Source organism: Paenibacillus lautus NBRC 15380 (assembly GCF_004000945.1).
Classification (GTDB): Bacteria; Bacillota; Bacilli; order Paenibacillales; family Paenibacillaceae; genus Paenibacillus_AQ; species Paenibacillus_AQ lautus.
The window spans coordinates 1-18026 of sequence record NZ_BIMF01000013.1 but is presented as its reverse complement, the minus strand read 5'-3'; the positions used below and the strand labels follow the sequence as shown (position 1 = coordinate 18026).

Sequence of the window (18026 nt, the reverse complement as noted above, 5' to 3'; positions counted from 1 at the left end):
AAACAATATGTCTTTATCGGAGGATCACCTCTGTTGGTATATATTACCAAAGAATTTTTATAATGCTTCAACTGATACTAAGCTACATCAAGAAATCTTTGAATTCTCCCCCTCAATAAAAAAAGCCGAGCAAATGTCAGGAAATATTCCTGCATCTACTCGACTCTGACTTTTAATTACTCAAATACGGTTTTAGTTTGCTTAAGATAAAATTTTTGCATTTGCGCAAACGAGTGTCAGGTGTTAAAAAACTCTGGAACCATTTTCGTTGATTTTGCTGAGTTTGCTGCGGCACGTGATAAACACTTAAAATAGAAAGTGTGGAACCGCTAGGAACTTCCATAAAAAGAAAGTTGGAAACCTGTGTCGAGAGCTTCGGCGCAAGGAAGCGGCACTTGCTGAAACTGCTGCTCTGCTAGTGCTCAGAAAAAAGGCCAATGCGGACAACGAGGACGACTGATCAGTGCCTCAGATCGCGATACAGCTATTATACTGATTAAAGAAGCAGTTAGTGGAGCAAGAAAACCACTTGCTTGTAAGGAGCTAGGCATTAGCCAGAGAAGCCTGCAACGCTGGAGAAGTGACCTCACTCATACCAAATGAGGATCAGCCGTCGCTAGTGGAACGACCAACGCCCAAAAACAAGCTGAGCAATGAAGAAAGAGAAACGATCGTCCAGACGGTCAATCAACCAGCGTTCAAGAGTCCTCCACCCAGTCAAATCGTTCCTCGACTTGCTGACGAAGGTGTTTATATCGCATCAGAGTCTATGTTCTACCGAGTCCTAAAAGATGCAGATATGCAGCACCATCGCGGAAGGGGTCCCAATCAAGTTTGGATGTGGGATATCAGCTGGCTTCCCGGACCGGCTAAAGGCATCTATTACTATCTCTATCTCATCTTCGATTTATATAGTCGGAAGATTATTACATGGGATGTATGGCTTGAAGAATCTGCTGAGAATGCTAGTTTACTAGTTAGACGAGGTATGCTTTCCGAACAGCGAAGGCCTTCGCCACAGCCGCTTGTGCTGCACTCAGACAATGGCAGTCCTACGAAGGAGTTATCGCTACTAGAAACCCTATATCAACTCGGCTTCACGCCTTCAAGAAGCCGTCTAAAAGTGAGTAATGACAACCCTAATGCGGAATCCATCTTTAGAACCTGCCAATATCGTCCTAGCTATCCAGCCAAGGGATTCTCGGATCTAACAGATGCAGACTTCAACTATTGGAGACGCATTCCAGTGACAACTTGCCCTGTCATCCTTTGGACATTATGCATGGGTAGTAACACCAATGTACCTCATCCGATCCTTACACTAAAGTTTGCAGAATATGCGATAACTTCCCCCAAAACGATTTTGTCAGACCTTTACTGTCCACCTTCCCATCCTTCAGGAACACAAAGATGATGCTTATGCAAATCGCACACCCATAATCCCAGTGACCAAACCGAAAATAATGCCGATAATGCAAGCCGCCAGCCAGATTTTTCTGCTGCGTGCTTTTTTCAAGAAACAGTACCCTACTATGCCAAATAAAATCCCCTCGATTAAAAACCAAGGTTCAAAGAGCACTAGATCCCACAACACAAAGGCATCTTCATGGATGTCAAATGATCCCGTCTCCAATTCGACTACCCCGCTGATTTGAAGGACGCGATAAACAATGCCATAAATGCCGTGCGAAGCGGCTAACGAACATCCTGCCCAGGCTATAAATAGCAACATATACCTAGAAACTCTGCCCTTACTCCTATAAATAAATGCAAGACCAATAAGTCCGGCAACGGTTAGAAATACGGATGCAATCCAATTAATCAAATCAAAATGGATAGATTGTATTGTATTGGGTTTTAGTAGGCTCCCCCCCATCTTGCCGCCTAAAGCCCAATAAAGGTGTGGCAACATATAAACGATGGACCAAATAAAAACTGCGTAACCCGACCAAACCAACGATTTTGTTTGCGTATGTTGCGTTTGCGTATGCATATCTATCACGCCTCCCTAGTCATGCCGTCTATCAATCTGCTCCGTGCACGCCACGCGGTAAAACCAAACAAGACTGCTCCAATCAGAGACCATGGACCTGGCCCTAATATGTGAAGGAAAATCGTGAAGTCTTTGCGTTGCACTGCGAGAATCAGATGCCAGACATCGTGTAAGCTCATAATTGCAAACGCGGTCCATGTGAGCGCAAGCGCTGCCCGGAACCATCTTCTTCCGCCCCAGAAGCGGACAAGCGCCATTGCAGCCGCTGCGAATATGAAACAGATGAGGCTGGGAAGCATACCCCATGCGATAAACAGTCCTATCTTCTGTTCCGCAGCAGGAGCATTTATGAAGCCGATGAGGTTGGCGATAAAATGGAGAACGCCAAGCCCGAACGCCGCGGCAAACGCGCCGTATCCTATCCATTTCTCACCCGTTGTTTGCATCCTTTCATTTCGTTCGTTCATTTTCACAGCACTCCTTTTTCTCTGCATCTTATACATCTCCTCGCTTGCGCTGAACGACGCCTTGTTCCCAAGCGAAGACCGCCGCCTGGGTCCGATCCGCCAGCTGCAATTTGCCAAGGATATTGCTGACATGGCCTTTCACTGTTTGCTCGCTGATGACCAACGATTGCGCGATTGCTGCATTGGCGTTTCCTTGGGCGATAAGGCGCAATACTTCAAGCTCACGATCGGTTAAATCGTTAAAAACGTTGGGAATATCTTTTCGTTCCTCGCGAAGCTCCTGCACTACCCGAGCGGCCACGCGCGGATGGAGAAATGCTTCGCCGCCACGCGCTTTTCGGATAATGTCAGCAAGATCGCCCGACTGAACATTCTTCAATACGTATGAAAGAGCTCCTGCACGCAAAGCGGGAAAAATATAGTCGTCCTCCTGAAAAGAGGTCAACACGACAATCTGGGAATGGGGGCTGCGTTTCTTTATTCGGCGGATCGCTTCAATCCCGCCAATTCCCGGCATCGACAAATCCATCAGGACAACATCGGGCACCAGATCGGCTACAAGTCGTTCCGCTTCCTCTCCTGAAGCCGCTTCCCCCACGATGCGCAAATCGGATTGCGTTTCGAGAAATGAACGAACTCCCTGGCGCACCAAGCTATGATCATCAACTAACATAATGTGAATGACATCCTCCATCGGTAATTCTCGCTCCTTTCTCTTATAGGACTATGCTTCATCATGCTTCATTGTCCTGCTGCCCATGGTCCGACACCGTTGCAGTGACGACAAACCCTTGCTTCGGCTTGCTCTGGTAGCTAACCTCTCCTCCGAATGGAAGGAGCCGTTCAGACATGGAAAGCAGACCAACTCCTTTTCCTATATTGCTTGAGACATTACACCCTCGGCCATTATCGGATATTTCCAGTGTCGTCTGATCCGGTTCAAATATGAGTTGAATACGAACGGCACGCGCCTCACTGTGGCGGGCAACATTCGACAACGCTTCTTGCGTCAGACGGTATAAGGCTTCTTCCAGCTGCAACGGGATCGGGTTCATCCCTTGAACTTGAAAAACAGCATCGATCCCTGTTCTCTCTGCCCATTGCTCGATTTGCTCACGCAGCGCTTGCGGAAACCTTTTGCCTTCCAGCATGGCGGGACGCAGCTCATGGATCAGATTCGTGAGATCGTCCTGCACCTGCCCCAGCAAATCCTCTGCTTGTTCCAGACGGGGGAGCGCACCTTCTTTCCGCTGTAGCAGAAGTGCTTTCGCTCCGCTAATTTGCATGAATAGCGCGAACAACTGCTGCTTGATGCTGTCGTGCAAATCGCGCGACATTCTCCCCCTCTCATCCATAGCCGCTTGCTCCTGGCGCACCTGTACGTGGTGCCGGAGCTGTTCAGCCATATGATTCAAGCGGCGTGATAGCCGTCCGATTTCATCTCCGCCCGGATCATCCACCAAGACGGAGAAATCGCCGCGACTCCAATGGTCGGCGGCATCCGCCAATGTGCCGAACCGCCGGATGAGCGGCCGTGAAGTGACCGCACCAAACACAGCGCCTGCCGCTCCAACACATAGAACTATGATTACTGAGGCTGGAAGCAAGACAGTCACGCCGATTCCAAGCCATAACGAGGGGTGAATCTTGAGGTTTTCAGCTTGCATAACGAGAATTCCATCTACCTGCTTCTCCGTTGTCCCTAGCGGTATGAATGCGAGAACTCCTGTTGATGCGCTCTCATGCGTTATCAACTTGACGTCACCCTGGCTATCGAGATACGTTTGCAAATGATCGGCTGCCTGATTTGTGAGCTGAGCCGACAGCAAAGTTCCATGTGACGGAGGGCTGACACCGGCCCCTGTCGATGTGAGAACATGTCCTTGCCGGTCAACTACAGCAAGTATGCCCGTGTAAGAAAACACTTTGTCAACGACTCGCTGTTGCTGCTCGAGCCAAAGAATCAAGCCCGCACGATCGGGTCCATGATCTCCTGCCAGCAAAGAACCGGCCACATTCGCATTGCTTTTCAAAGCACTCGTTAGCAAGAATGAGCGCGACATATACATTCCCAACCCGAGCGCCAAGAGGAGCAGAACCTCTACAAGGAGCCAGGCCAAAATACTGATCAGCATATAGGATCGCGTCAGTCGCCAATGCAGCGGTCGAAATGACTTGAAAAAACGTTTCCGCACACTACGATTTCTCCTTTCGTAAATGCAATCATTCATGCCATTAAGAATTTCCGTTATGGTATGGTACGAAGTGATCACTTCTACGAAAGAGTATATACTACAACCAACGATATGGGATGCCTCTATAGGAGTGTTTCAGACGATACTTCGGATGCAGGCTGATATAGAAAACCGGAATGTGGTAAAATCTTAAAATTAACGATAGAAAGCGGTGAGAAAAATGACCAGTTACATTGCATTGCTACGTGGGATCAATGTAGGCGGGAAGAATATCATCAAGATGGCAGATCTCAGGGAAGCGCTAGGAGCATTGGGACTAGCACGGGTACAAACGTATATTCAAAGTGGCAACATTTTGTTTGAGTCGAACGAAGATGAGGAAATATTACGTCAGCGGATTGAACAAAAAATAGGAGAGGACTTCGGTCTCTCAATCAAGGTTGTTATAAGAACATCTGAGGAATTAAAAAAGATTGTAGAGGGTTGTCCCTTTACAGATGAGCAAATTGCCGAGGCGGAATCCTCCTCTAAGGGCGAGTCCTTGTATGTTTCACTGCTTTTGGAAGAGCCACAGGCTGATCGCCTCCAGGAATTGGAGGCATTCGATGCTAAAGATGATCGATATTGGATTGTGGGCAGGGACATATTTCTTTTGTTTCACCAAAGTATACGTAATTCCAGGTTAGCGAATCAGGTAGAAAAATTGGGCGTACCCGCTACCGTACGGAACTGGAAAACGATCAAAAGTATTTATACGGGATGTTATCGTTAATCGGATCCCGCTGCCGAACAGTACGGGGACGAGATGTATCGATATCTCATCGACCACCCCCGCCACAATGAATTGTTGGGCCACATCCGCACCGCCCATAATACAAACGACCTTACCGTCCGCAGCCTTCTTTGCCTGTTCCAGCGCGCTTTCCATTCCGTTCATCACATACGTGTACACACCATTCTCGGGAACCTTCTCCGGAACTTGATGTGTGAGTACAAAAACCGGCCTGCGCGCGGGTCCGATCGGTCTGTCCGCCCCCCACCAAGGAATGGAGTCGTTGTATGTGACTCGTCCGGTGATCACCGCACCCAGCTTTTGACCGGCTTCTTCAAGAAGCTTGCGGTTACGGCTGTCTTCGCTGTCCATCACCATTCGTGCAGGCGCTCTCCTCCCTTTCCCATCGGTTCTTCCGCCGAACGGTTCGATGCCGCAACGAATCCGTCCAGCGACATGCTGATATCAAAGACGACTTTACTCTTCATATTCATCGTATACTCCTCCTTGTATAAAAAGTCAACGAACTTGTCGAAAAACTGATTCCATTCAGTTATTTAGCCCGACTTGTGTAGTCTACTTGATTCTTACCGGATCTTTTTTAGATGGTCGTCGAGACGGTCGAATGATGATCCCGAGCCCTTCGCGGAAAAGCAAGAAGTCCTTTGTTCCCACTTTGATTTCGAAGCACTATAGACATCCCGTCTTTTTTTACTTTACCTATATAATTGCTGAGGACAGTTAACGCAAAAAACCGCTGAAATTATCCAGCGGGTAAACACTTTTCCGAGAATTATGTCATAAATTTGATCGTAATCTTATTTTCAGTTGTACTACCTCTTCGTTCTTATCGTAATCATTAAGGTTCCTATAAATCTCAACTAACTTTATTTCTTCATAGTCTTCATATGTAATTCCATCTTCCGAATCTACGCCAGTTAACAACCAGTTAAAATTCACATTATATTGGGCTCTAATTGATATTAATGTTTCCGCTGAAGGATTACTATTTCCCATTTCAATTTCACTCAGGTTTCCTTGAGAAATCCCTATACTTTTTGCAAACTGAGATTGGTTTAGATTATTTTCTTTACGAATACGTTTTATTCTATATCCAATTTCACTCACCCATTACACCGCCACTCAATGAAATTAACGATCACTAAATAAAAAAGGGCAACCCGAAATGACTTCTTCAGGCTACCCTCTAGATGCATAATCATCCTACGTACTGGTTTCACACATTTTTTACTGGTTTCACAGTTTTTTTACTGGTTTCACACTTTTTTATCACTGAACAACGAGTATTTCCCCGCTCTCTATCTTACTCCACCGTCACGCTCTTCGCCAGGTTACGCGGCTTATCCACGTCGTTTCCACGGGCAAGCGATGCGTAGTAGGCAAGCAGCTGCAGCGGTACGACAGACAAGGCTGCCGTCAAGATCGGCAGGGTCTTCGGAATGGCGAAGGCTTGATCTACGGATTTCAGCAGGCCGGCCACATGCTCTTCATGCGTAATCGCCATTACTTCTGCACCACGTGCCTTCACTTCCTTGATGTTGCTCACCGTTTTCTCCAGAACCGCTTCCTGGGTTGCCAAGGCAATGACCGGAATTCCCTCTTCAATCAGGGCCAGCGTACCATGCTTCAATTCGCCGGCAGCGTAAGCCTCGGAGTGAATGTAAGAGATCTCCTTGAGCTTCAGGGAGCCTTCTTGTGCTACGGCGTAGTCTTGACCACGACCGATGAAGAACAGGTTCTCATGCTTCGCAATTTGCTCGGCATATCCCTTGATCGATTCTGCGTTGGTCAGCATGGACTCTACCTGTTCAGGCAGTGCTTCCATCGCTGCAATCACTTCAGCAACGGCGTCTTCGGTCATCGTACCGCGTACTTGAGCCAGGTACAGACCAAACAGATAGAACGCAATCAACTGAGAGGTATAGGCTTTCGTGGATGCTACGGCGATCTCTGGGCCAGCCAGTGTGCCTAGCACATCGTTGGCTTCACGGGCAATCGAGCTGCCTACCACGTTCGTGATGGCCAAGACATGAGCGCCATGGCTCTGGGCTTCACGAAGCGCAGCCAAGGTGTCTGCCGTTTCGCCGGATTGGCTTACCACGATGACAAGCGTCTCCGGCGTAACGATCGGCGAACGGTAACGGTACTCGGAAGCCACATCATTTTCAACCGGAATGCGTACCATCTCTTCGATCACGCTGCGTCCCACAAGTCCGGCATGGTAAGCCGTACCGCAGGCGACAATCTGCACATTGCGAATGCTCTTAATCTGTTCCTGTGTCAGCTTCAGCTCCGGCAGAACGACTTTACGTCCGCTCTCATCCACACGGCCCAGCATCGTATCCCGGTATGCTTTTGGCTGCTCGTGGATCTCCTTCAGCATGAAGTGATCGAATCCGCCTTTTTCCGCTGTAACGGCATCCCAATCGACACGAATCATTTCCCGAGAAATAAAGTTCCCCTCAATGGTCATTAATTCGACAGCATCTGCTGTCAGCAGAGCCATCTCTCCATCGTTGAGAATATATACGTTCCGCGTATATTTCAAAATAGCCGGAATATCAGAACCGATGAAGTTCTCTCCTTCGCCAAGACCGATAATAAGTGGACTTGCTTGACGTACAGCCACCAATCGATCCGGCTCATACTCGGTCAAGACGCCAAGGGCAAATGCGCCTCTCATGTAAGAGATCGCCTTCTGCACGGCCTTAACGATATCCCCGTCATATTCACGGGCGATGAGATGGGAGATAACTTCCGTATCGGTCTCCGAAACAAAGTGATGTCCTTGGCTGATCAGCTCTTCCTTCAGCTCCAGATAGTTCTCAACGATCCCGTTATGAACAACGGAGAACTTCTGGCTTTCGTCCGTATGCGGATGCGAATTCACGTCCGACGGCCGACCATGCGTAGCCCAGCGGGTATGACCGATACCTGCAGTTCCCACGAGTGGGGCAGACTCCAGTCTCTCCTCCAGATTGGCAAGACGCCCTTGCGCCTTGGCTACACGCAGCCCTTCATTCGTAAAGACGGCAATCCCTGCTGAATCGTATCCGCGATACTCCAGCTTTCTCAATCCCTCGATCAACACCGCTTGCGTTTTCTGATTTCCAATATATCCGACAATACCACACATAGTATGATTCCTCCGTTCAATTTCCCTATAATAGTAGGCGGAAATAGAACACGGCAGCATCTGTGCGGTATGAGGAAAGAAGAATGATCTATTCAATTATCAACGTTCAAAATATCCAGCAAGATATAGGCTGCTAAAGTTGAACAGACATGAATGCACTCTTCTTCCACCGCGCTGTCGCATTCTAAATCGCACATTCATGTTTTGTATATTAGTGATAATTAGCACCTGCGGATACGTTGTAAGAACGGTCGCCCATTCCTTTTCCGTGATTCGCTTACGGTTGGTGCATTACCGAGAGGTCCCCGCCGAACAATCCGAACACCTCTACCTCGTCAACTTGCGTTCTGCCGTTTGGTCATCCCTATCGTAGCAATAACCAATCCCCGCGCAGGTACAAGCTCTGGCGCTTATGAAGCTTGATGTAACCTCACAATCCTCGCTTTCTATTCTTGAATGACATCCTTTATTATATTCATGCGTTCTGACTTTGGCAACTCTGCTGCTTCCTAGGAGCTCCAAGCTCTGCGTATAATTAACCACATGAATGACACCGAATGACCTATTTTCTCAAGCGATGCCGCACACGAACCTCTTTGCAGGCAGGACAAGAGGTGTTGCGCTTTCATTCGACCGGTATTATGGAAAACAGCGGGCCAGTGAACAGAAACCTCATAGTTCACTGGCCCTGACAAAAATTAGTCTGCTTTCCTTGAAAAATACACCCTTAGTCTTACGCCAATTCCCGCTTCACCACATCAGCAATCTGCGTTACATAACGGTCGAGCTCTTCTTTATCCGGGCCTTCCGCCATGACGCGAATGAGGGATTCCGTTCCCGATGGGCGAACCAGGACACGGCCGTTATCACCCAGAATGCCTTCAACTTCAGCAATCGCAGACTCAATAACGGTATTGCCTTGGTACTTGCTCTTATCGCCGACACGAACATTAACCAGCACTTGCGGATACTTGCGCATGCTGCTCTTCAGCTCATGCAGTGGCTTGCCGGAGGCCACCAACGTATCCACCAATTGAATTCCAGTCAGGATGCCATCCCCTGTGGTGTTGTGATCCAGGAAAATCACGTGTCCTGACTGCTCTCCACCCAGGTTATATCCGCCGCGGCGCATTTCTTCCATGACGTAGCGGTCGCCGACTGCGGTTTTGGCCGTCTTCAGCTTCAAGCTGTCACATGCTTTATAGAAACCGATGTTGCTCATAACAGTCGAAACGATGGTACCTTCTTTCAGCTTGCCGGCACGGTTCATGGCATCACCGCAAATGCACAGAATGAAATCGCCGTCCACTTCCTCGCCTTTTGCGTCAATGGCAATCAGGCGATCCGCATCGCCATCAAAAGCCAGACCGAGGTCAGCGCCATGCTGGAGTACGGCCTCGACGAGTTTCTCCGGATGAGTCGATCCACAGTGATCATTAATATTCAGGCCATTCGGCTCAGCACCGATGGCGATCACTTCCGCACCCAATTCACGGAAAAGCTTCGGAGCCAGCTCATAAGCTGCGCCATTAGCACAGTCCAGAACGATTTTCAGACCGTCAAACCGGTTATTGACCGTCGTTTTCAAATATTCAAGGTATTTATATTTAGATTCGTTATCAACCAGCAATTCACCTAAATCAGCCCCGATTGGTCGCGGCAGATTATCTGTTTCCGCATCCATCAGCTCTTCAATCTTAAGCTCTGTCTCATCCGACAGCTTGAAGCCGTCTCCACCGAAGAACTTGATGCCGTTATCTTGTACCGGATTATGTGAAGCCGAGATCATAACACCCGCATCAGCCTTCAAAAGTCTTGTGATATACGCCACTGCTGGTGTACTCACGACACCCAGACGAATGACGTGTGCACCGATGGACAGCAGACCTGCAACCAAAGCCGACTCCAGCATAGCCCCGGATACCCGGGTATCCATACCGATGATGACGGTTGGCTTCTCTTTATCGCCAGTAAGCACATAGCCTCCGCAGCGACCGATGCTGTAAGCCATTTCCGCTGTCAGTTCTTGATTTGCAACTCCCCTTACTCCATCTGTACCAAAATATTTCCCCATGTTTTATATACTCCTTTATCTACTCTTCGTTATTATCCATCATTGGACGTTTCTGATCCCGTTGTTCCATCACTCGATCCGTCTCCCGGCGGATGTGATGGGCTTTCTCCTGATCCGGAGTTATCCGTATCTTCATCAGTAGGAGGCGTCTCCGTATTCTCCCCCTGATCATTGCCTGTTCCTGTTCCTGATCCCGTTCCCGTCCCTGGTGAAACAGGCTTGTCTTTGTCTGTTCCCTCATTCTTCGAGGTGTCCGGCTCCGTTGTCACGGGTTTGGAGTTATCCTTGAGCTCTACCTTAATCACAGGACGTTCCGAATCCGTACGGTTAATAAAATTAGGCAGCGTGATCTGCAGCGGAATTTCGTGAACGCCGGCTTTCAACCCGGTTGCGTTCGCTTCAGCTCCGATATCTGTCGGCTCCAGACTATTGAGCAAGTCAGGCGCTCCGGTGAGCGTTAAAGATATGGTCTTCGTTTTTGGATCTGTAATGACAGCATCCAGGCCGGAGGCAACCCCTTTTAACGTTATCGGAATCCCCGTAATCACCCGTTCACCATGCGATACAGCCGTAACATCCACCGTTACAGAGCTCGGCTCGATTTTCTCAAAACCTTCGGGCGGCGTCAAGTCGGCCGTAAGCACTGTTGTTCCCGAATTTCTAACTTCTCCCAGATTGATCGTAGCTTCGACATAGGTCTCAGCTCCTGCCAGCGCCTCTTTACTGCCAAACAGCTTCACTTCTTTTACCTTCTGGTCCACCTTGGATAGGACAAACCCTTCCGGCAGCCGTCCGGTATATTGTATCTCCAGTGGGAGGGTGACAAATGCAGGTTCAATCGGCACTTCAGCTGCTACTGCAGCAGGCTCAATGACCGCATCTTCCATCGCGTTGCCTTCTTTATCATATGCTGTTAGCTTGACTCGTTTCTCCGTAATCTTCTCTTTGGCACCATCAAGCTCCACATTACCTTTGACCTGCCCCAGATTCGCCATGGACGATTCAGGCAGGGTAACCGTGACTTGCCTTGGGTCAATCAGCACGGGTGTTCCGGCCCGGTAATCTTTAGCAGGCTCGCCTTTGGTTCCAATACTTACCGTCACGGATTTCGACACTCTCGGCTCTACCGTCACCGTAACAGTGGATGGCTCCATCGATATCATCTCCACGCCACTCGGGATGGAGGGGGTTAGCGGAAGCGTGTGCGTACCCGGTTCTCTGACGTTGCTCAAATCAAGCTTCACCTTATAGTCGTCGGTCAAAAGCGAGATATTGGATTTCTTTCCCCGAACTTGGAGATTTACGCGGTCCTTATCGATACCCGTTAACGCATATTCGCTGTCATCAAATCCATACGTCTGAATCTTAACGCCTTCAATGACTTTGGTATCATAAAAAGTTGTTGGCGGTGCAGGCGTTCCGCTGTCCATATGAACCATCGCCCACAATAAAATACTGACAGCGAGTGCAATGAGCTTGCTTGCCGTGTTATTCTTGATCCATTTATCCATTGCTGCCGTCCCCCTTCCGTTTCCAGAAGAACGTGCGTTTCTCCTTAATGGACGCGGCAGGCCTGAGCTCCTCATACAATTTGGAGATAAGGGACTCTTCCTTAATATCTCGAACCACTTGTCCATTCAAGGCCAGCGATACTTGCCCAGTCTCCTCGGATACGACAACCGAAATCGCATCCCCCACCTCACTGATTCCGATAGCGGCACGGTGCCTTGTTCCCAGTTCCTTACTGATAAAAGGATTCTCCGATAGCGGCAAATAACAGCCAGCGGCCGCAATTTGACCGTTCTGAATAATGACGGCTCCGTCATGGAGAGGTGTGTTCGGTATAAAAATGTTAATAAACAATTCCGAGCTGATCACCGATCTCATCGGAATTCCTGATTCTACATACTCATTCAGGCCCGTCGTCCTCTCAAAGACGATCAGAGCCCCTATTTTGCGCCGCGACAAATAATTAACCGCCTTAATGGTTTCGCTGATTAACTTATTGGTCTCCTCGTCAATATCCGCCGTCCGCCCGAACAGCTTGCCTCGTCCGAGCTGCTCCAGACCACGTCTGAGCTCAGGCTGGAAGATGATGAAGATCGCCAGCACCCCAAATGTAAAGATCTGATTCATCAGCCACTTCAGCGTGTACAGATCAAACCAGGTGCTGAGCGCCCAGATGACCACAAGCACCAAAATCCCTTTGAGCAGCTGGACCGCCCGCGTACCGCGGACGAGCAGTATCATCTGGTATATTATATAAGTAACGATAAGGATATCGATGATATCTTTAATGGTTTCACCCCAGGTCATATCTGTGAAATACTCCATACAGCAACCCCCGTCATTTCCTTTAAAGTGCGGGCCCAAAAAATCCGGTTCCTCGAAAATGAACGCTAAGATTCGAATGACCGAACCAGCTCTCCATTTTCCATCTGATCACACGGGGACTTTTTGAACTTCCTTTTTAATAACGCATGAGACTTATATATGTAGTATGTACTCTACACTCTCTAGGTTATAACGTTAATCTTTCCGATGCAAGCGGACGCCCTCCGCTTTTCATGAAAAAGATCATAAAATCAACAAAAGAAGCGCCGTCTTTTCACTGAAAAGAGGCGCTTTTATTCAGTAGGCTTCAGGTTACACCTAGCGGTAAGCGGCATCTGTAAACAGAGTGGAGATCTTGTACCAGATCCAGTCCATCGCCCGATCTATGTCCTTCACTTGACCTGCTATATGTGAGGTGGAAGCCTGAAATAATTCTCCGTCAATGACGGTCACATTGCCATTCACTTGACCGTAAACCTTAGTCTTTCCATTCTCGACTGTAATATCTCCCGTGATGATTTGATCCGGAGGAATAATGACGGTATCTCCTTCAATCACCAGCTTTTCGAACTCATCACTCTTTACAACCAGCTGAGTATCCTGACTCCAAAAACTGATTGTGCTGAAGAGCATGACAACCAAAAACAAAGCTGCAGCCGTGAGCGCAGGATGATTCCTAACCCATTTGACCCAAGCTTTTTGTTTCTTGGGCTGCGGCAGCATACCCATTATACGTTCCGTTAAATCATCGGATGGCTTGGTCGCATGATGAGTTAAGGAATAAAGAAGCATATCGGTATGCTCCAGCTTCTCGAAGTAATTCCGACAGTCAGCACAATCCAGCAAATGCTCTTGCAATTCCAGCTGTTGTGGGTCGGACAAGTCATTATCCAGATAATCATGCATCAAAGAGACGGCTAATTTGCAATCCATTTGTGAGCCAATCCTTTCATTCAATCTCTTTGCTGGGTCCCTTCCCCCGTAGGGGCATAAGACTTGCTTATTGTTCATACGTGCCGGAATCGGGGATGTTTCAATTTTTTCAAAAGAAAATCAGAAAAAAAATAGCGGATACGGACTTTCTGGCATCGCAAGAAAAAAGCGCCCTTAAACGCGGTCTCTCTTCCTCAAAGAACGGCGATAGGCGTTTTTTTCATTACAATTTGTACTCTAATTTTTTACGCAAAAATTCGCGTCCACGATGAACTCGTGTTTTGATCGTTGTTACAGGCAAGTCCAAAATCTCGCTGATCTCTTGCAGGGATAAATCCTGAATGTACCTTAGAATCATGATCGTCTTGTACTTGGCAGGAAGTCCGTCAATCGCCTGATGAATGATGCGCTGTGTCTCCGATAGCAGCATTTCACTCTCAGGTGTACGGTTATCGCTCGGGATCAGGGAATAGCCGTCCATACCTTCGCTTTCATTCAGGTCGGCGTCCAGCGAGAAAGACGGCTTGCGCTTGCGCAGCCGATCAATGCTAAGATTTGTACCGATTCGGTATATCCAAGTTGAGAACTTCTGATTCTCGTCGTATCGATCAAGGTTTTTATATACACGCAAAAAAGTCTCTTGTACGACATCCTCGGCCTCATGGCGGTTACTCAGCATCCGGTAAGCCAAATGAAAAATTTTGTCTTTATAAAGCTCTACGATTTCGGCAAAAGCTCTCTGGTCCCCTTTTCGGGCCAGCTTCGCCAGTCTTACATCCAAATTGTCCACCATAATTCCCCCAGAATGGTCTGATGGGTAACGTCTAAAAAAGCATCATTCAAATCGTAATTCAACTGTTTCTAAAAATCAACAATAATTCAAAAAGAATCCCTATTCCCTATCAAAGACGATCATATTGCAGCCGATACTCTAATCATCAGAGGTTATGCTGCTTCATAGATGAAAAAACGAGGTCCCTCTAGGGAACCTCGCCTTATACTATCCCTTTCAAACCGCTTTGTCATCCTGTAAGGATCAACCTGTATTACGAAGCCCCGCCGCAATGCCGTTGATGGTCAGCAGTACTTCCCGAAGCAGATCCGGATCGTCCTGCTCCTGCTCCCTCAGCTCGCGCAGCTCGTTAAGCAATTGAACCTGCAAATAGCTAAGCGGATCCACGTAAGGGTTACGGAGTCGAATTGATTCCTGCAGGACCGGCTGGTTATCCAGAATATCCTGTTGTCCCGTAATCTTAAGAACAAGCTCTTTCGTAAGGTTAAACTCATCTTGGATCAGACCGAAGATACGCTCGCGGGCTTGATCATCCTTCGTCATCAGAGAATACTCCTTGGCGATGATCAGATCAGCCTTGGCAAGAGCCATCTGAAGGGTATCGATCAGCGACGTAAAGAACGGATAGCTCGTGTACATCTTCTGTAGCACCTTCATATTCTCTTCCTTGCCCTGGTAGAAGCTCTGTAAGCCCGTACCAGCCGCGTACCATGCCGGAAGCAGGTAACGGCTCTGGGTCCACGCAAACACCCAAGGAATGGCTCTGAGGTCCTCAAAACGGTCACTGTTCTTACGCTTGGATGGTCGGGAACCGATATTCAGCTCTCCCACCTCAGGAAGCGGCGTGGATTCCTTGAAGAAGCTCAGGAAATCCGGATCACGGAAGATCAGATCCTGATATTTCTTCTGCGAAGCGGCCGATATGCTCGAGGAAATCTCTTCCCACTCTTTTTCGGTCGATTCTTTTTCAGGGTAACGGGCATTAAGAGAAGCCGTTATAAGTGCTGAAGTCGCCTGGTCCAAACTGCGGTAGGCAATTCCCTTCAAGGAATAACGGGAAGAAATGACCTCGCCTTGCTCCGTGATTTTGATGCCGCCCGCAATCGTTGATGCCGGTTGAGCCAAAATGCTGCGGTTCAGAGGCATCCCGCCGCGTCCAAGCGATCCGCCGCGTCCGTGGAAGTATTTCACCTTAATGCCATACTCATTGGCTGCAGCCGTAATATCTTTGAGTGCTACCTGGAGCTCCCAGTTGGCTGTAATGGCTCCGCCGTCCTTGTTGCTGTCAGAATAACCCAGCATGATTTCCTGAAGCTCATTCATGGCGCTAACCGCTTCCCGGTAGATCGGTAGGCTAAAGAGCTTACGCATAATATTAGGTGCGGCATGAAGATCCTCAATCGTCTCAAACAATGGCGCTGCCTGCAAAGTAGCTATGACAGAACCATCATTGTCCTTGCGGAAGAGTCCGACTTCTTTGGCAAATACCATCACTTCCAGAACGTCGCTTGCGCCCTCGGACATACTGATCAAATAACTTGAAATACACTTCACGCCGAACTCCTGCTGGGCACGAAATACCGTACGGTATACTTCAAGGCATTCTTCGGTGCTGTCGCTGTACTCTTGATAAGGCGTAGTCAATGGACGAGGATCGTTAAGCAGGTTGTTAAGCAGCTCGATCTTCTCGTCTTCGCTTAATTGGGCGTAATCCTGAGTCACGTTCATTTTACGGAGAATTTCGGCCATGGCATTTTCATGCTCTTGGCTATGCTGTCTGATATCCAGCGTTGCTGTATGGAAGCCAAACAACTCCGCCTGACGAATCAGTTTTTGAATATACGTATCTGCAACATAGTCAGCAAAATGGAAACGCAAGCTTCGATCAATGATATTCAAGTCCTCGATAAATTCCTCAGGGGACTGATAACGCTCGCTGCCAGTCATGTTCTCATCGAGAATATGACTCATTTTAGCCAGCATATATACCAGCTTAACACGATAAGGCTCTTTCTCATTGTGCCAAATTTCCATCTTCTTCAGTGTTACATGCTCGCGGTCTTTTTCAATGGATTGAATCAATTCATCCGAAACGCTCACGATCGACGAGCTGAAGCTCAGGTATTTCATGAATTCACGCAAAATCCGTTGGTATTCACGAATCGCCAGCTTCCGCTGCATTTCAAGCGTTCTCCATGTTACGTCCGCCGTCACTGAAGGATTTCCGTCCCGATCGCCACCGATCCACGAACCGAAACGCAAATAGGTTGGAACGTGCCAATGGTGACCCGGATAATATTTACTTAGGCAGCGCTCCAGTTCTTGATAAACCTCTGGCAGAATGTGAAACAGGGTCTCGTGAAAATAATACATACCGTTTCTGACTTCATCCAGGACAGTAGGCTTACGGTCACGAAGCTCATCGGTTTGCCATAGCGTAATCACTTCATTCAGTAGTTTCTCCCGAAGCTGCTCTCGTTCGCGGAATGTTAGGGTCGGATTGTCCAGGTGCATCACATCGTCCGCTATCCGTTTATGAATATCCAGAATAGCCCGACGCATCGCTTCTGTTGGATGAGCTGTCATTACCAGCTCAAGGGATAGACTTTCGAGAATTTCTTGAACTTCTTCAAACGTAATATTGCGCTCCTTCAAATCCTGGACTGCACTTTCAATGGAACCTGGTTGAACACTCTCTCCGGCGGAACGCTCGTAATCGCGTTTGCGGCGAATGCGATGATTCTGCTCCGCGATATTAACCAATTGAAAATAAATGGCAAACGCGCGAATCACCTGATGACGAATGTCGGGCTCCAATGTGCTGATGATCCTTTTGAAATCTGCAAACAATTCTGGCAGGAATACGGATCGCAACGATTTACTCGTTTCACGAATTTTCTCAACTATATCTAAAAGCTCATTGCCACCTTGGTGGACAAGAACTTCTCCAAGAATATTGCCAAGGAACCGTACATCTCGCCGCAGCAGATTGTTGGAATTGCTCTTTGCGGTTACTGTAAGTTCAGTCATGCTACTCCTCCCATCTCACCCGTTTCAGCAGTTTGTCTATAGGACGTAACGCCTTCCTAACATCATACAATAAAAGCGCATGAAAATCTGCATTTTTCAGGCGAAAAAATTAGCCAAATCGACAAAACTCATGATATTGATATACCCATATACCATGGACATTAGTCCTATAAACCTTGATCCAACTATGTTCTTTAGCACATTAACACTTCGCAGGGTAGTCGTGTGAATATGTAAAAAAACATCACACACGGTGATGTCCTGCTTATGTATGGAGC

At 48.0% G+C, this 18026-nt stretch carries 16 protein-coding genes; 2 read left to right on the top strand and 14 right to left on the bottom strand.

Going from position 1 to position 18026, the window contains the following annotated elements; translation table 11 throughout:
* The first annotated feature begins 619 nt into the window (after nucleotides 1-619).
* Nucleotides 620-1414, top strand: a complete 795-nt coding sequence (locus PLA01S_RS20745; protein ID WP_127593850.1) for a DDE-type integrase/transposase/recombinase — start codon at nucleotides 620-622, stop codon at nucleotides 1412-1414.
* A gap of 3 nt (nucleotides 1415-1417) precedes the next feature.
* Here the strand turns inward: PLA01S_RS20745 and PLA01S_RS20740 are convergent, their stop codons facing one another.
* Genes PLA01S_RS20740 through PLA01S_RS20725 form a run of 4 tightly spaced genes read right to left on the bottom strand, consistent with a single transcriptional unit; the run spans nucleotide 1418 to nucleotide 4655 of the window.
* On the bottom strand, nucleotides 1418-1993 hold the full coding sequence (locus PLA01S_RS20740) for a DUF3995 domain-containing protein (RefSeq protein WP_127593849.1): 576 nt from the start codon (nucleotides 1991-1993) through the stop codon (nucleotides 1418-1420).
* 5 nt (nucleotides 1994-1998) lie between these two features.
* Complete coding sequence (locus PLA01S_RS20735; RefSeq protein ID WP_127593848.1) at nucleotides 1999-2487, bottom strand: hypothetical protein; 489 nt, start codon at nucleotides 2485-2487, stop codon at nucleotides 1999-2001.
* 1 nt (nucleotide 2488) lies between these two features.
* Nucleotides 2489-3154 carry a response regulator gene (locus PLA01S_RS20730; protein ID WP_127593847.1) on the bottom strand — a complete coding sequence of 222 codons (666 nt, stop codon included), beginning with the start codon at nucleotides 3152-3154 and terminating at the stop codon, nucleotides 2489-2491.
* A gap of 40 nt (nucleotides 3155-3194) precedes the next feature.
* Nucleotides 3195-4655, bottom strand: coding sequence for a sensor histidine kinase (locus PLA01S_RS20725; RefSeq protein ID WP_164817484.1), 1461 nt, complete (start codon nucleotides 4653-4655; stop codon nucleotides 3195-3197).
* Nucleotides 4656-4875: 220 nt separating this feature from the next.
* On the opposite strand from PLA01S_RS20725, the gene PLA01S_RS20720 reads away from it, so the two are divergent.
* Complete coding sequence (locus tag PLA01S_RS20720; RefSeq protein WP_127593845.1) at nucleotides 4876-5427, top strand: DUF1697 domain-containing protein; 552 nt, start codon at nucleotides 4876-4878, stop codon at nucleotides 5425-5427.
* Here the strand turns inward: PLA01S_RS20720 and PLA01S_RS20715 are convergent.
* The 10 genes from PLA01S_RS20715 to ppc form a co-directional block, all read right to left on the bottom strand.
* Nucleotides 5338-5805, bottom strand: a complete 468-nt coding sequence (locus tag PLA01S_RS20715; RefSeq protein WP_218033662.1) for a dihydrofolate reductase family protein — start codon at nucleotides 5803-5805, stop codon at nucleotides 5338-5340. The two genes, PLA01S_RS20720 and PLA01S_RS20715, sit on opposite strands and share 90 nt — an antisense overlap.
* Complete coding sequence (locus PLA01S_RS32875) at nucleotides 5799-5921, bottom strand: hypothetical protein (RefSeq protein ID WP_272868164.1); 123 nt, start codon at nucleotides 5919-5921, stop codon at nucleotides 5799-5801. The genes PLA01S_RS20715 and PLA01S_RS32875 overlap by 7 nt, the downstream gene beginning before the upstream one ends.
* Nucleotides 5922-6225: 304 nt before the next feature.
* Nucleotides 6226-6555 (bottom strand): helix-turn-helix domain-containing protein, encoded by a 330-nt coding sequence (locus tag PLA01S_RS20710; protein WP_127593844.1) that lies wholly within the window; start codon nucleotides 6553-6555, stop codon nucleotides 6226-6228.
* Between the two features lie 196 nt (nucleotides 6556-6751).
* Nucleotides 6752-8584 (bottom strand): glutamine--fructose-6-phosphate transaminase (isomerizing), encoded by a 1833-nt coding sequence (gene glmS, locus PLA01S_RS20705; protein ID WP_127593843.1) that lies wholly within the window; start codon nucleotides 8582-8584, stop codon nucleotides 6752-6754.
* A 733-nt stretch (nucleotides 8585-9317) separates the two neighbouring features.
* Nucleotides 9318-10658, bottom strand: coding sequence for a phosphoglucosamine mutase (gene glmM, locus PLA01S_RS20700; protein WP_127593842.1), 1341 nt, complete (start codon nucleotides 10656-10658; stop codon nucleotides 9318-9320).
* Nucleotides 10659-10690: 32 nt separating this feature from the next.
* Nucleotides 10691-12169: a CdaR family protein gene (locus PLA01S_RS20695; RefSeq protein WP_127593841.1), complete on the bottom strand. Its 1479-nt coding sequence runs from the start codon at nucleotides 12167-12169 to the stop codon at nucleotides 10691-10693.
* Nucleotides 12162-12992 (bottom strand): diadenylate cyclase CdaA, encoded by an 831-nt coding sequence (gene cdaA / locus PLA01S_RS20690; protein ID WP_071221881.1) that lies wholly within the window; start codon nucleotides 12990-12992, stop codon nucleotides 12162-12164. The genes PLA01S_RS20695 and cdaA overlap by 8 nt, the downstream gene beginning before the upstream one ends.
* A 318-nt stretch (nucleotides 12993-13310) precedes the next feature.
* On the bottom strand, nucleotides 13311-13925 hold the full coding sequence (locus tag PLA01S_RS20685) for a zf-HC2 domain-containing protein (RefSeq protein ID WP_100541376.1): 615 nt from the start codon (nucleotides 13923-13925) through the stop codon (nucleotides 13311-13313).
* A gap of 223 nt (nucleotides 13926-14148) precedes the next feature.
* Nucleotides 14149-14718, bottom strand: a complete 570-nt coding sequence (sigW, locus tag PLA01S_RS20680) for an RNA polymerase sigma factor SigW (RefSeq protein ID WP_009589526.1) — start codon at nucleotides 14716-14718, stop codon at nucleotides 14149-14151.
* Between the two features lie 243 nt (nucleotides 14719-14961).
* Nucleotides 14962-17748 (bottom strand): phosphoenolpyruvate carboxylase, encoded by a 2787-nt coding sequence (gene ppc / locus PLA01S_RS20675; protein ID WP_127593840.1) that lies wholly within the window; start codon nucleotides 17746-17748, stop codon nucleotides 14962-14964.
* Nucleotides 17749-18026: the final 278 nt, after the last annotated feature.